The sequence below is a fragment of the Pseudomonas sp. GM25 genome (genome assembly GCF_000282255.1).
GTDB lineage: Bacteria > Pseudomonadota > Gammaproteobacteria > Pseudomonadales > Pseudomonadaceae > Aquipseudomonas > Aquipseudomonas aphyarum.
Genome location: NZ_AKJQ01000051.1, coordinates 89,314 through 103,663, shown reverse-complemented (window position 1 = coordinate 103,663; position 14,350 = coordinate 89,314). Strand labels below are relative to the sequence as shown.

10 protein-coding genes are annotated in these 14,350 nt (G+C 63.0%); all 10 read right to left on the bottom strand.

Translation table 11 applies throughout. From position 1 onward, the window contains the following. Window positions 1-48: 48 nt before the first annotated feature. The 10 genes from PMI24_RS21415 to PMI24_RS21370 all read right to left on the bottom strand — a co-directional run bounded on the left by PMI24_RS21415 (window position 49) and on the right by PMI24_RS21370 (window position 14,309). Complete coding sequence (locus tag PMI24_RS21415; protein WP_007957585.1) at window positions 49-381, bottom strand: DUF2934 domain-containing protein; 333 nt, start codon at window positions 379-381, stop codon at window positions 49-51. 29 nt (window positions 382-410) lie between these two features. Further along, entirely contained in the window at window positions 411-3,185 is a 2,775-nt protein-coding gene (locus PMI24_RS21410) for a malto-oligosyltrehalose synthase (protein WP_007957583.1), read from the bottom strand. Continuing rightward, complete coding sequence (malQ, locus tag PMI24_RS21405; protein ID WP_007957581.1) at window positions 3,182-5,260, bottom strand: 4-alpha-glucanotransferase; 2,079 nt, start codon at window positions 5,258-5,260, stop codon at window positions 3,182-3,184. Before malQ ends, PMI24_RS21410 begins: the two co-directional genes overlap by 4 nt. Next, a complete protein-coding gene (treZ, locus tag PMI24_RS21400) occupies window positions 5,257-7,059 on the bottom strand; it encodes a malto-oligosyltrehalose trehalohydrolase (protein WP_007957580.1) in 1,803 nt (600 codons plus the stop codon). Before treZ ends, malQ begins: the two co-directional genes overlap by 4 nt. A gap of 18 nt (window positions 7,060-7,077) precedes the next feature. Further along, complete coding sequence (gene glgA / locus PMI24_RS21395; RefSeq protein WP_007957578.1) at window positions 7,078-8,664, bottom strand: glycogen synthase GlgA; 1,587 nt, start codon at window positions 8,662-8,664, stop codon at window positions 7,078-7,080. A gap of 530 nt (window positions 8,665-9,194) precedes the next feature. Further along, the gene (locus PMI24_RS21390; RefSeq protein ID WP_007957576.1) at window positions 9,195-10,148 is read right to left on the bottom strand and encodes a D-2-hydroxyacid dehydrogenase family protein; all 954 of its coding nucleotides are present in this window, start codon (window positions 10,146-10,148) and stop codon (window positions 9,195-9,197) included. Window positions 10,149-10,161: 13 nt separating this feature from the next. Beyond that, window positions 10,162-11,187 carry an alpha/beta fold hydrolase gene (locus PMI24_RS21385; RefSeq protein WP_007957574.1) on the bottom strand — a complete coding sequence of 342 codons (1,026 nt, stop codon included), beginning with the start codon at window positions 11,185-11,187 and terminating at the stop codon, window positions 10,162-10,164. An 85-nt stretch (window positions 11,188-11,272) separates the two neighbouring features. Continuing rightward, window positions 11,273-11,707 (bottom strand): YqaA family protein, encoded by a 435-nt coding sequence (locus PMI24_RS21380; protein ID WP_007957573.1) that lies wholly within the window; start codon window positions 11,705-11,707, stop codon window positions 11,273-11,275. Then, a complete protein-coding gene (locus PMI24_RS21375; RefSeq protein ID WP_007957572.1) occupies window positions 11,707-12,153 on the bottom strand; it encodes a DUF411 domain-containing protein in 447 nt (148 codons plus the stop codon). The genes PMI24_RS21380 and PMI24_RS21375 overlap by 1 nt, the downstream gene beginning before the upstream one ends. A gap of 164 nt (window positions 12,154-12,317) precedes the next feature. Further along, complete coding sequence (locus tag PMI24_RS21370) at window positions 12,318-14,309, bottom strand: methyl-accepting chemotaxis protein (RefSeq protein ID WP_007957570.1); 1,992 nt, start codon at window positions 14,307-14,309, stop codon at window positions 12,318-12,320. Window positions 14,310-14,350 lie beyond the last annotated feature (41 nt).

Below are 14,350 nucleotides of genomic sequence, written 5' to 3'. Positions count from 1 at the left end.
GCGGGCGAACCCGCCACACGGTTATTCAAATCAATGGTTCGGGGAGCGTCAGACCGCAGGCGGCTTGCGCGGCGCGCGGGGCTTTTTCTCGGCGGCTTTTTCGCCCGGGGGAATGACCTTGGCGGCACTGGCTGGCTTGGCCTTGGCCGTCGTGGCCTTGGGCTTGGCGGCGGGCGCCTTGCCATCGACGGCTTTACCGGTGGCGGTCTTGCCAGCGGTTTTACTGCCGGCAGCCTTGGGCGATTTTTTCGGTGCCAGCGCCTCGGACTCGGCAAGTTTGCGCGCCATCTCCCAGTGGCGCGCTTCCTGGCCTTCGGGTTTACCTTCGGATTCCCAGATCTGATAGGCGAATTCGCGGATGCGTTTATCGTCGGTACTCATCGCAATGCTCCTGGACTGAACTCATGCTGCTAGACGTGTTGGATAAGCAGATTGACCGGGAAATCCCCCAGCGCGGCGCTGATGTGCAGCTCCCTGTTTTTTGTGACTGCGGTGCTTGAAAAAAGTCCCTTCAGATTTTCGTCAGAGGCGTCGAACGGTAAAACCACCCGCGTATCGCCCCAGCGCAGCGCATCGACCATGGGTAGGGCACTGTTTTCCAGCAGTGTTGCGCAACGGATCGGCACGATCACGATGACCCGTTGCCCCCCATGCTCGCGGGCAAACGCGAGCACGTTGTGCGCCTGGCTGCCCAGCACCTCGAGGGCCTGGTACGAACCGCGGCGGAACAATTCGCTGTGTTCGGTGCGCACCTGCAGCACCTGAGCGATCAAGGCCTGCTTGATTCGCCCGTCCCGCCAACCCGACAACAGTTCCTCTGCGGGCGTTGCCGTCAGAGTCTGTTCGCGCAGGCCGTAGTCCACCGGCCGGCGGTTGTCCGGATCGACCAGACTGAAATCCCAATACTCGTTGCCTTGGTACAGATCCGGTATCCCCGGCACCGTCATGCGCAGCAAGGTTTGCGCCAGACCGTTCAGGGCGCCGGCCGCAGCGATGCTGTTGACGGTCTTGGCCAGCGCCCCGCGCAGCAGTTCGCCTTCGGGAGCCAAGAGCAATTGTTCGGTGAACGCTTGAGCGGCGTTTTCGTACGCCTCGTTCGGCGCGCTCCAGCTGCTTTGCAGCTTGGCTTCGCGCAGGGCTTTCTGCTGCCACTGCCAGATTCGTTTGGCGTAGTCGGCGAAACCGGCCTGATCGTCGTCGCGCAGGTCCAGCGGCCAGCTGCCGAGCAGCGCCTGATAGAGGATCAATTCGTCCGCCGACGACGGCAGCTGATCGTCATGGCGCAGCGGCCGGGCGAGGGCGCGCCACAGCTCGATCTGCTCGGCGTACCAGTGACTGCGTTCGCTGAGCACGGCCAGCCGCGCACGGGTGTCTTCGCCGCGTTTGTGGTCGTGGGTGGCGGTGGCCAGCAGGTTGTCCGGGAAGCTCGCCAGACGTTGCTGGTTCACCGCGTGAAAGTCGCTGACCGGCGCGCTGAACTGCTCGGTGTTGTAGCCGACGTCATTGCGCGACAGCAGCACCGCCGAGCGATACAGCGCGGTGTCTTCCACCGCTTTGGCGGCGGCCGGGGAGGTGAGTTGCTGAAAGCGCACGCAGGCGTGTTTCAGAATCTTGCGCGAACGGCCACGGGGTTTGCGCCGCCACGGCTGGCCGCCAAGCCAGCCTGCTACGGAGTCCAGCACTGGCCAATCGGCTTCGCTCAATGCCTGCCGCGCACCGTCCATGGCCTGCTGGAAAAATACCTCGTCCCGCGCCGAGCGGCCCATCGGGGTGATGTAGGTGCGATAGACCGGGAAGTGCACGATCAGCGCCTGCAACACGCGGCGGATCGAGCCGAGCGTGAGGTCGCGGGTCATCAGGTCATCGCGCGCCACTTGCAGCAGGGCCTGGGCGACGCTTTCGCAATCGCTGGCCAGCGAGCCGTTGAGAATCTGCTGGCGCGCCAGTTGCGCTTCTTCGATAAACGCAGATGGGCGTTCGGTGCGGCGTTTCCACAGATCGCCCAGCACATGTTCGCCGTCCGGGTCGTGTTGCAGCAGTGACAGCTGGTTCATGAATTCATAACCGGTGCTGCCGTCCACGGACCAGTCGGTGGGCAGGGTTTCGCCATCGCCGAGGATCTTCTCGACGTAGATCGGCAAGTGCCGGCCCGGTGCCAGATGGTCGAGGCGGCGGCGCAGTTTGCGGCAGTAGCTGCGCGGGTCGGCGAGGCCGTCGATGTGGTCGATGCGCAGGCCGTCGATCAGGCCTTCGCCGATCAACTGGAAAATCTTGCCGTGGGTGGCCTCGAAAACCGCCGGGCGTTCGACGCGCAAACCGCCTAGTTCGTTGATGTCGAAGAAGCGCCGCCAGTTGATGTCGTCCGCCGCCGTGCGCCAGCTCGCCAGGCGATAACTTTGCCGCTCCAGCAACTGATGCAGGCGCTGAAAACCGTCTTCGGTCTTCGAATCGTAGTGGGTCAGGTTGCGCTGAATGGCTTGCAGAACATCAGGGTCGCTGGCCAGTTGCTGAAGTTCTTCCTTGAGTGGGAGGGCCAGCGAACGGGCGTCGGTCTGATAACTGAGCGCGCTGAAGCGGTCGGCGAGGGCCTTGAGCGCTTCGTTCGGGGCGTCATCGGATTTGAGCAGTTCACCGTAATCGCCGGGGCAGATCGGAAAGTGATGTTCGTAATGCTCGACATGAAAGGTGCCGCTCTCTGCGTTGAACACCAGCGGCAGGGTCGCGTCCTGTAGCGCGACGCCGTAATCGCTGCCCAGAAACGGCAGCAGCAACTGGCCTTCCATCAACGGGTCGGGCGAGTGCCACTGAATGTCGAAGAACTCGCCGTAGGGGCTGAGCCGTCCCCATTCCAGCAGGTCGAGCCACCACGGGTTGTCACCGCCACCGACCGCCATGTGATTGGAGACGATGTCGAGGATCAGCCCCATGCCGTGTTCGCGAAGGCTGGCGACCAAGCGGCGCAAGGCCGGCTCGCCGCCGAGTTCCGGATTGACGCGGGTCGGGTCGACCACATCGTAGCCATGCATCGAGCCCGCGCGGGCGGCGAGCAGCGGCGAGGCGTAAATGTGGCTGATGCCGAGTCGGGCGAAGTACGGCACCAGCGGCACCGCTTGATCGAGGGTAAAACCGCGATGAAATTGCAGGCGGACCGTGGCGCGCAGTGTCTGGATAGGCAGTGCACTCATCGGTCACGCTCGGCTGCCTGAAGACGCGCGCACGCCAGCAGTTCCAGGCGTCGTGCGGCGTCGACGCCGTCGAGCAGCGCCTCGCTGGTACCCGGCAAGCGCCGCGACCAGTTCGGGTGGGTGTCGATGGTGCCGGGCAGGTTGGCCTGTTCGTCGAGCCCCAGCGCATCTTCCAGTGGCAACAGCACCAGCGGCGCCCGGGTGTGGCCGAGGAAACGCACAGCGGCGTCGACCACTTGATCGGCCTCGTGGGATTCCTCGCGAAAGTTTTGCGGGTCCTGACTCAAGGCGCCGCGCAGGCCTTCACGCTCGCGTTCGCGGTAACGGCGCCAGTCGATTTCGCCGTTGGCGTCGATCAGTCCGAGCCGCGCATTCCAGTCAATGTCGCGGCCATGCCACCAGCCATTGAGCGTCGGCAGATCGTGGGTGCTGGTGGTGGCGAGGGCGTTGTCCGGCCAGTCGAGGATCGGCTTGAAATGGGTGTTGTCCTGTTCGAACAACAACACGCGCATGCCGAGCATGGCGCGGGCGATGAGCTTTTCCCGCAGGCCATCGGGCACGGTGCCGAGGTCTTCACCGAGCACGATCGCTTGATGGCGATGGGATTCGAGGGTCAGCAGACGCAGCAGGTCATCCACCGGGTAATACAGGTAGGCGCCGTCTGCCGGGACCGCGCCGTTGGGGATCACCCACAACCGTTGCAGGCCCATGACATGGTCGATACGCAACCCGCCTGCGTGGGCGAAGTTGGCGCGCAGCATGTCGATGAACGCACGAAAACCGTTGCGCACCAGACCTTCAGGTGAGAACGCAGAAATGCCCCAGCCCTGACCCGAGCGATTGAGGATGTCCGGTGGCGCACCGACGGTCAGCGAGGCGAGCAATTCATCCTGAAAGCTCCAGGCCTGACTGCCGGCACCGTCGGCACCCACCGCCAGATCGGCAATCAGGCCGATGCCCATGCCGGCGCTGCGGGCGGCGGTCTGGGCGCGTTCCAGGCAGCGGTGGATCAACCACTGGCAGAACGCGAAGTAGCTGATGCGCTCGGCGTATTCCTCGGCAAACGCGCCGAGGGCAGCGCCGCGCGGGTCGTGCCAGTGCTCGGGCCATTGGCGCCAGTCGAGGTTTTCGCCACGGGCGGCGCGCATTTCCTGAATGGCTTCGAAGCGGCAGTGGTTTTCCAGCGCTTCTCCGCCGGCATCGCGGAAGCTGGAGAAGTCGGCGTGCAACGGGTGTTCGCCGCTGATGAAGCCGTCGTACAAGGCTTGCAGCAGTTTCAGTTTGGCCTCGGCGGCTTTCGGCCAGTCGATCAGTTTCAGGTTTTCCAGTTGCTCGAACTGATCGGTCAGGCCGGCCGCGTCAATCGCATCGCGCAGGGCGCGTTCGCCGAGGATCGCACCGGGTGCGGCGTACAAGGAATTGAGAAACAGCCGACTGGACGGCGAGTAAGGGCTGTAGCGCCCGGTGTCGGCGCTGAACATCGCGTGCAGCGGGCTGATCGCCAGGGCATCGGCGCCGCGTTCGCCCGCCACCCGGGCCAGTTCTTCCAGGGCCTGGGTGTCGCCGAAACCGCCATCGCCGGGGCGGCGCAGGCCATAAAGCTGCACGCTCAGGCCCCATACGCGAGGGATCGGACTGTCCACCGCATCACCCACGCTGAAGCAGCGTTCCGGTGCCACGGCCAGGGTGAATTGCTGGTCGGCGATGTGCACTTGCTGATAGCCGACCGGAATTTCGCCGGGCAACACGGCCTCGGCATCCAGCTTCAGGTTCAGGCGTGAGCCGTCTTCCAGGTGAATCTCGCAAGGGGTTTCGGGTTCGAAATAGCGGGCCAGATCCAGGCCCACGCCGGCGTCGGCAGTGAGCAGCGGTGGCAGATGGCGATTTTCCTGCACCTGTTGCAGTTCGAGCAGGCTGGCGTCGATTTCCTGGGCCGTTCCGGCCGGGTGACCGAGACCGGTCAGAACATTGCGCAGCACCGCCGGGGCGACTTTTTGCGGTCGGCCGTTGGCGTCAATCCAGTCGACGGCAAGGCCGGCTCGGCTGGCGAGAATTTCCAGTTGCGCATCGCTCATAGGCGCTCTCCATCCAGGGGTGGCAAAGGGGTTGCGGCCGTGAGGCTGACGAGCGCGCAATACGGGGGCAGTTGCCCCTCATCCGACAGGCCGGCGGTGGACGGCTGGCGGAACAGCCACACCGATTCGGCCTGTGGAAGGTTGACCACTGGCGTGTCGCCGAGGTTCAGGTCGATTCGCAGCTCGCTGCCATCGCCCAGCCGCCAGCGCGCACTGACGGCGCCAGGCCCCAGCACCTGGGCGCCTAGCGCTTGTGTGCCTGACAGGTTGGGAATGATGTATTGATGGCGCAATTGCAGAAGCTGGCGATACAGCGCCAGTGTTGCCCTTTGCCGGGGTGTGCCGCTGCCGACCAGTCGCGGTTGTGAGGTGTGAAAGGTTTGCTCGGCGTTCGGGTCGGGAATCTGCTCGCGCTTGTGCGGATCGGAGAAAGCACTGAAGGCCGCGAACTCGTTACGCCGGCCTTCGCGCACCAGTTTCGCCAGTTCGCCATGGTGGCTGGTGAAGAACAGGAACGGCTGTTCGGCGGCGTATTCGTCGCCCATGAACATCAGGGGAATCATCGGCGACAGCAACAACAGCGCTGTCGCAGCCTCCACCGCGCGCGGGTCGGCCAATTGATGCAGGCGCTCGCCGAAGGCGCGGTTGCCGATCTGGTCGTGGTTCTGCAGGAACAGCACGAACGCCGTGGAGGGCAAATGCTCACTCGGCTCGCCACGGGGTTCGCCGTGGCGGGTGATATGACCCTGAAACACAAAACCCTGGCTCAGGCAGCGGGCCAGTTGTTCTGTGGGTTGCAGCGCATAGTCCGCGTAATAGGCGTCAGTTTCACCGGTCAGCAACACGTGCAGGGCGTTGTGGCCGTCGTCGTTCCACTGCGCGTCGTAGTTTTCCTCCAGCAGGCTCGACTGGTTGAGTTCATTTTCGATGGTCAGCCACACATGGCGGGTCGGGTCGATCTGCTGACGGATGCGATGTGCGAGTTCAGGCAGAAAGTCGGGGCTTTGTATGGCGTGCACCGCGTCCAGACGCAGGCCGTCGAAACGGTATTCCAGCAGCCACATCAAGGCGTTTTCGACGAAGAAGTCCCGCACTTCGCGACGGCGAAAGTCGATGGCCGCGCCCCACGGCGTGTGTTTGTCTTCGCGGAAAAAGCCTTTGGCGTAGCGGTGCAGGTAATTGCCGTCGGGGCCGAAGTGGTTGTAGACCACGTCGAGAATCACTGCCAGGCCATAACCGTGGGCGCTGTCGATAAGGTGTTTGAGTTGTTCCGGCGTGCCGTAACTGGCCTGCGGCGCGTAGTGCAGTACGCCGTCGTAGCCCCAGTTGCGATCGCCGGGAAACTGCGCGATCGGCATCAGTTCAATGGCGGTGATGCCCAGTCCGGCGAGACGCGCCAGATGCTGCTCGACTTCGGCAAACCCGCCGAGCGCGCCGACATGCAATTCGTAGATCACCGCTTCATTCCACGGCCGACCTTGCCAGGTGGTGTTGCGCCAGGAATAGAGGTGCGGATCGACCACCACACTGTGGCGGTCGAGGTCACCGTCCTGTGCCCTGGAGGCCGGGTCGGGCACCTCCAGTTCGCCGTCGATATTGAAACGGTAGCGGCTGCCGGCGGGGCAGCGGGTCTTGATGACAAACCAGCCATCGCCCTGGGGCAGCATGGGCAGGGACTGGCCGTTGTCCAGTTCTACGCTGACGTAAAACGCATCCGGCGCCCACAACGCGAATTGCGTGTGCTCGGCATCCAGCATGATCGCGCCGTGGGGCCAGCTTTCAGGTGTCCGTGACGGCATCGTTGAAAACCTCCCTGGTTATTTGTGGTGCGTTTTACCCAGCGCCTTGGCCACCAGTTGTTCGTAGAGTTCGGCGTAGGGTTCGACCGCCTTGCACCAGTTGAACGGCGCGGCCATCGCCCGGCAACGCATGGCGTGCAGCAGGTCGGGGAAAGCAAACACCTTGAACGCGCGGCTCAAGGCTTCGCGGTAACTGTCCGCGGTCGATTCGTTGAACAGGAAACCGGTGACGCCGTTTTCAATGGTGTCGGCCAGCCCGCCAGTGTTGCGTGCCACCGGCAACGAACCGAAACGCTGGGCGTACATCTGGCTCAGACCGCAGGGTTCATAACGCGATGGCATCAGCAGGAAATCGCTGCCGGCGAACATGCGTCGGGCGTCGGTTTCATTGAAGCCGATGCGCACGCCGATCTGGCCGGGGAAGCGCAGTGCCAGTTCGCGCATGGCCTGTTCTTCTTCCGGCTCGCCACGGCCGATGATCGCGATCTGGCCACCGTTCTGGACGATGTATTCCGACACCGCTTCAGTCAGGTCCAGGCCTTTTTGATAGACCAGGCGCGAGACCACGGCAAACAGCGGGCCTTCGGAGTCTTGCAGACCGAACAATTCGCGCACATGGGCGGCGTTGACCGCTTTACCTTCCCAGTCGCCGATGGCGAACGGTGCGAATAGATGCGGATCGGTGGCGGCGTCCCAGCTTTCATCGATGCCGTTGGGGATGCCGCTGAGCAAACCTTGCTGGGTCTTGGCAGCGAGAAAACCGTCGAGACCGCAGCCGAAGTCCGGGGTGGTGATTTCCTGCGCGTAGGTGGCGCTGACCGTGGTGATGTGGCTCGAATAGGCCATGCCGGCCTTGAGGAACGACATCTTGCCGTAGAACTCCATGCCTTCCTGTTGCAGGGCATGGGCGGGAATCCCGAGTTCCGGGCACGAGCCCAGGCTGGTCACGCCTTGATACGCGAGGTTGTGAATGGTGAACAGGGTCGGTGTGCGTTGCCCGCGCCAGTGCATATAGGCAGGTGCCAGCCCGGCCGGCCAGTCGTGGGCGTGCACCAGATCCGGGCACCAGTGGATTTGTGCGAGGTTGGCGGCGATATCGGCAGCGGCCAGACCCAGACGGGCGAAGCGGATGTGGTTGTCCGGCCAGTCGCGACCGTTGTTGGCGCCATACGGGCCGCCGTCACGGGCATAGAGTTCAGGGCAGATCAACACATAGATGACCAGACCGTCAGGCATGTCCATGCGCCCGATCTTGCAGGGCGGCAGCGCGGCGTGGCCACCCAGTTCGCCGATGATGTGGATCGGATTCTCGCTGTTCATCACTTGCGGGTAACCCGGGATCAACACCCGGACGTCATGCAGGTGCGCCATGGCGCGGGGCAGGGCGGCAGAAACGTCTCCCAGACCGCCGGTCTTCACCAGATCGGCGATTTCCGAGGTCACGAACAACACTTTTTTCTTGTTGGGGTTCTGACTGGCTACCGGCGTCAGCGTCTTGGTGCCCGGGACGTTGATCGACCGGCTGCCGGGAACGCTCACGGTGCTCGACTCGCCGACCGGCTGGTGAGCACGCTCTCCCTGAATATCCAATGCCGCACTGATCATATGAATCTCCCGTCTTTTTTGATCTGATTCTTGTGTTAAACAAGCGATGTCCATGGCCAAGTCCTGTGGCCGGGCGCAAACGCGCCACGCATCGGTGAGCAAACGCTACCCAACACGCGCAAGCAGAATGGGTGAGGGGACCATTGCAAGACTTGAACCAGTCGCTTTGGCCCTGCCTATCAGATGACACGTCGCGATCAGCAAAAGTTTCGACAAAATTTCCGCTTTGTGACCGGCCGGTTTTACCCCGCGAAAATCAGTCTAGGCCAGATCCTAGAGCGGGCCAGGCCAATCGGATGAATTGTTCGACAATCTGTTGCAGGCTCACGAAATCCGTGGCTTCGGGAGGGGGTGCGCCCCGACGAAGTGCATGTTTGGCGGGGTCGATGATGCAAAATGGTGACCGGCCGGTCACGAATTCGGGCGCCGGGAAAGTGCGGGCGCACTGTTGCGGTGCGGACAGTTGTGTTGGCGGGCGAACAGCGGGTGCTGCTTCGCGGGCAGGGATTGCCCGCGAAGGCGAGGAGTTTTCAGTTGAGCAGGCGGACCGGTTCCCCGGCTGACCAGGCTTGAATGTCTTCGATCATCTGCGAAAAGAACAACTCATAGTTCTGGCGGCTGACGTAGCCGACGTGGGGCGTGGCCAGCACGTTGTCGAGGGTGCGAAACGGGTGCAGCGCCGGCAGCGGTTCCTGATCGAACACGTCGAGGGCCGCACCGCCGATGCGCTGTTTTTGCAAGGCCTTGATCAGCGCGGCTTCGTCGACAATCGGTCCGCGCGCGGTGTTGACCAGCAGCGCGGTCGGCTTCATCCAGTCCAGCGCCTGGGCATCCACCAGGCCCCGGCTTCGGTCGCTGAGCACCAGGTGCACCGACAGCACGTCAGCCTGTTCGAACAACTGTTGCTTGCTGACATAGGTGACGCCGACCTGTTCGGCGCGCTCGGCGGTGAGGTTTTCGCTCCACGCGATCACGCGCATGCCGAACATCTGACCGAACTGCGCCACCCGCTGGCCAATGCTGCCGAGGCCGAGAATGCCGAGGGTCTTGCCGTGCAGGTCGCCGCCCAGGCCTTGCTGCCACTGGCCGGCGCGCAGGGCGTTGGCTTCGTTCAGCAGATTGCGGGTGGCGGCCATGATCAGCGCCCAGGTCAGTTCCGGCGCCGCGTGTTTGTAGCTGTCGGTGCCGCAAACCTTGATCCCGAGGCGAGCAGCGGCCGGCATGTCCAGCGCGGCGTTGCGCATGCCGCCGGTGACCAGCAGCTTAAGGTTCGGCAGGCGTTTGAGCAGGTCTTCATCGAAGCGCGTGCGTTCGCGCATCACGCAAATCACCTCGAACCGGTCCAGACGTTCGGCCAGCTCGGCGTTGTCCGCCGGGTACTCATGGACGAAGGTGACTTCGCCGAGGCTGTCGAGCACCGACCAGTCGACGACGTCACGCGCGACGTCCTGCCAGTCATCGATCACCGCAATCTGCACCGCCATCAGCGTTACCTCTTCAACGAACGGGATTGGTTTTGTCCAGCCAGCCCAGCAGTGCCTCGTGGAATTTCGCCGGCTCTTCCATCTGCGGGGCGTGGCCCATGCCGGGGAATTCCACCAGCGTGGACTGAGGAATCAGTTTCGCGACCTGCTTGCCCAGCACCTCGTAGTGACCGATTTTCGCCTTCACTTCCGGCGGCGCAATGTCCTTGCCGATGGCGGTGGTGTCGGAGGTGCCGATCAGCAGCAGGGTCGGCATCTTCAGGTCCTTGAACTCGTAGTACACCGGCTGGGTGAAGATCATGTCGTAGATCAGCGCCGAGTTCCATGCGACCTGAGTCTTGCCCGGGCCATTGCTCAGGCCGGCGAGCATGTCGACCCAGCGGTCGAATTCCGGTTTCCAGCGGCCGTCGTAATAGGTCGTGCGTTCATAGTCGCGAATACCCTGGGCGGTGACTTTCAATTCGCGCTGATACCACTGATCGACGCTGCGATACGGCACGCCGAGGGCTTTCCAGTCTTCCAGGCCGATCGGGTTGACCAGCGCCAGTTGCTCGACCTGATCCGGGTATTGCAGCGCATAGCGGGTGGCGAGCATGCCGCCGGTGGAGTGGCCGAGCAGGGTGGCTTTCTGGATACCCAGCGTCTTGAGCAGTTGCTGGGTGTTGGCCGCCAGTTGCTGGAAGGTGTACTGATAGTGATCGGGTTTGCTGGAGGTGCAGAAACCGATCTGATCCGGGGCGACCACCCGGTAACCGGCCTCGCTCAGGGCCTTGATCGAACTGTCCCAGGTCGCACCGCAAAAATTCTTGCCGTGCATCAGCACCACGGTGCGCCCGTTGGCCTTGCCGTGGGCGGCGACGTCCATGTAACCCATCTGCAGCGACTTGCCCTGGGACTGAAAGGCAAAGTGCTTGAGGGTGTAGGGATAATCAAAGCCCTGCAGCTCCGGGCCGTATTGCGGGCCTTCGGCGTGAGCAAGCAGGGGCAGGGCGGCGGTCAGCAGCAGGCCGGGCAGCCAGCGGGTCAGCGACACAGACATAGGACAACTCCACAAGAAATCGGCCGATGCTGGAACGGCCGGATTAGGGCGACGTTAAACACAGGCAATCCTCGGGCCCGATCGTTCAACCGAGCCAGCCGAGGGTGAGCATCGCCAGCACCCCGTAGCGGGCGCCTTTGGCGAGAGTGACGATCAACAGAAATCGCCCGAGGGGTTCACGCATGACGCCGGCGATCAACGTCAGCGGATCGCCAATGACCGGCAGCCAGCTGAGCAGCAGCGACCAGTGACCATAACGCTGATAGTGAACACGGGCGCGCTCCATATGCCTGGGGCTGACCGGAAACCAGCGCCGGTCCTGAAAGCGCTCCAGCCCGCGCCCCAGCCACCAGTTCACCAGCGAACCGAGGACGTTGCCCAGCGTCGCCACCGCCAGCAGCCCCCAAAGCCAGTAACGGTCGCTGACCACCAGCCCGACCAGCACGGCTTCCGATTGCAGCGGCAACAGCGTCGCCGCACCAAACGCGGCCAGGAACAGCCCGAGATAACCCGCCGTCATCAATGGGCCGGGTAATCCGCCACCACCACATCGGCGCCGTCTTTTTTCAGGCCGATCACTTGATACGCATCGCTCATGCCGTCCATTTCCATGCCCGGCGAACCCATCGGCATACCCGGTGCGGCAACGCCCAGCAGATCGTCACGCTTGCTCAGGGCCAGCACCTGTTCTGCCGGCACATGGCCTTCGACGAATTTGCCGTTGATGATTGCGGTGTGGCAGGACGCCAGACGTGGCGGTACGCCGTGTTGCTGCTTGAAGCTGCTCATGTCGCTTTCGACGTGGTCTTCGACCTTGAAGCCATTTGCTTCCAGGTGGCTGATCCACTTTTTGCAGCAACCGCAGTTGGCGTCGCGGTGGACTTCGATCGGGATAAGGTCGGCGGCTTGCGCCAGGGAGGAAATGAACAGGGCGCTCAGGGCGGCCAGACGCAGGTGGTTTCGCATGGAGGGCTCTCGGCTCGAAGGAGGAACGGTCAAAAAAGGAAGGCATTTTGACTGGTTTTTCCTGCCGGGCATCAACGGAGTGTTTCCAAGTGATACGAGGCAGGCCTGCCAACATGATCGTAGATCAAAGCTGACAGGCCACTGAGCGCAAGATGACAAAACGGTCAGCGAACCTTGAAGCGCCCCATGATCGCGCTCACCCGGCTGTTGGCTTCCAGCAACTGGCGGGTGTTGAGTTCGCTGGCCTGGCCGCTTTCCACCAGCTCATCGACCATGTGACGGATCTGCACCATGCTGCGGTTGATCTCTTCGGTGACCGCGCTTTGCTGCTCGGCGGCGGTGGCGATCTGGGTGCTGAGGCTGTTGATGTGGCTGACGGAGCCGGCCATCTCGTCGAGACCGCTGTTGACTCGCGCCGTGGCATCGGCGGCCGACTGGCAGCTGGCCTGGGTGTTTTCCATGGCGCTGACCGACGAACTCACGCCTTGGGTCAGACGGGTCAACATTTCGTTGATTTCCGAGGTGCTGGCCTGGGTGCGGGCGGCGAGGGCACGCACTTCGTCCGCCACCACCGCAAAACCACGACCCTGCTCACCGGCGCGTGCTGCTTCGATGGCGGCGTTGAGCGCCAGCAGGTTGGTCTGGCCGGCAATGGCGCCGATCACGCCGAGGATTTCGGTGATGCGCTGGGCATCCTGCTGCATGCTTTCGACTTTGTGAGTGGCGCTGGCCACTTCGTCGATCAGTGCGACCACGCTGCTTGACGCTTCGCCAACCACCACGCGCGAGCGGTCGGCGTTTTCGTTGGCGCGCTGGGTGAAAGCGGCAGTTTCGGCGGCATTTTGCGCGACGCTTTCGGCGGTCGAGCTCATTTCGTTGATCGCGGTAACGGTCTGGTCGGTTTCCGAGGCGTGGCGCGCCAGAATCTGGCTGGTGTGCGTAGACGTACGTTGCAGGTTGTCGAGGCTCGAAGCCATGGCGCCGGTGGCCTGGGTGACTTCGCCGATCATGTTCTGCAGGTAGGCGATGAAGGTGTTGACCGAATGCCCGATCGCGCCGAGTTCATCTTCAGCGCGAATGGTGATGCGCCGGGTCAGGTCGGCATCGCCGCTGGACAGCGAATCGATGTTGGCTTTCAGGGCTTTCATCCGCGAGACCAGTTGGCGGATCGCGTAGACCTGCAACAGCACCAGCAGGATCACCAGCGGAATCTGCAACAGGCTCAGGCTGCTGAGCACGTCGTCACGCTGGGCGGTGAGCATTTTGGTCGGCAGCGCGGTGGCGAGGAACCACGGGGTGCCTTCGATCGGACGCATGAAGAAGGTGCTGGCTTCACCTTTATTGTCGAATTCGACGCGCTGCGCCTGTTCGCGGTTTTGCAGGCCGGCCTTGACCTGGCTGGCGAAGGTCGAGCCGCCGGCCAGTTCGCTGATGTTCTTCAACACGATCGGCCCGCTGATGCGCGAGCTGTTGCTGATGATCTTGCCGTCGGCCTCGACGATCAGCATTTCGGCGTTGAGGTCTTTTTCCTTGCGCGCCACCAGATCGTTGAAGAAGCCCAGAGTCACGTCGATGGTCGAAACGCCCCAGGCGTTGCCGTTTTTCTGGATGGCCATGGCGCAGTTGGTGCGCGGTTCGGCGCTGGCGTCATCTTTATAGGCAGCGGCCCACGCGCACTGGCCGCGCGGGGTTTGCATGCCGCCCTTGTACCAGCTCTGGTCGTAATAATTGGGGGCCGCGTCGCTGTTCCAGAAGGTGTTCACCGCCAGTTTGCCGGAGGCATCCCGGTGCCAGAACGTACTGAACTTGTTGCGTCCGGCCTCACGCTGGCCGGGCAACGGCCAGATGCCGCCGCCGAATACTTTGAGTTCGCCGTATTGATCCACCAGCCCCGGCAACACCGTGTCGATGGCCGCGCTGTCGAGCAGCGGAATGGTCTGGGTGATGCTGCGCTGTTGCGCCTGAACCTTGTTCAATTCGCCCTGGATCTGCTCGGCCACTTCAGCGATGCGGTTGAGCACGACCTGTTCTTCGGTATGGCGCAGCTTGGGCGCGACCAACTGGCTGATGCCAACCACGGTCAGAACCGACAACAACAGTATGAACAGAACCAGAAACAGCGTGTAGCGAGCCTGAATGGTGCGGAATGCGGGCATGGAAACCGGTCCTTGAGCAGGGATTCTTATTGTGGGCAGGG

Bases quoted from the DNA above. Each gene is read 5' to 3' on its own strand.
- PMI24_RS21390 (WP_007957576.1), bottom strand. From the start codon at position 10,148: ATGGCGGTGCAGATTGCGGTGATCGATGACTGGCAGGACGTCGCGCGT.
- PMI24_RS21380 (WP_007957573.1), bottom strand. From the start codon at position 11,707: ATGACGGCGGGTTATCTCGGGCTGTTCCTGGCCGCGTTTGGTGCGGCG.
- glgA (WP_007957578.1), bottom strand. From the start codon at position 8,664: ATGATCAGTGCGGCATTGGATATTCAGGGAGAGCGTGCTCACCAGCCG.
- PMI24_RS21370 (WP_007957570.1), bottom strand. From the start codon at position 14,309: ATGCCCGCATTCCGCACCATTCAGGCTCGCTACACGCTGTTTCTGGTT.
- PMI24_RS21385 (WP_007957574.1), bottom strand. From the start codon at position 11,187: ATGTCTGTGTCGCTGACCCGCTGGCTGCCCGGCCTGCTGCTGACCGCC.
- treZ (WP_007957580.1), bottom strand. From the start codon at position 7,059: ATGCCGTCACGGACACCTGAAAGCTGGCCCCACGGCGCGATCATGCTG.
- PMI24_RS21415 (WP_007957585.1), bottom strand. From the start codon at position 381: ATGAGTACCGACGATAAACGCATCCGCGAATTCGCCTATCAGATCTGG.
- malQ (WP_007957581.1), bottom strand. From the start codon at position 5,260: ATGAGCGATGCGCAACTGGAAATTCTCGCCAGCCGAGCCGGCCTTGCC.
- PMI24_RS21375 (WP_007957572.1), bottom strand. From the start codon at position 12,153: ATGCGAAACCACCTGCGTCTGGCCGCCCTGAGCGCCCTGTTCATTTCC.
- PMI24_RS21410 (WP_007957583.1), bottom strand. From the start codon at position 3,185: ATGAGTGCACTGCCTATCCAGACACTGCGCGCCACGGTCCGCCTGCAA.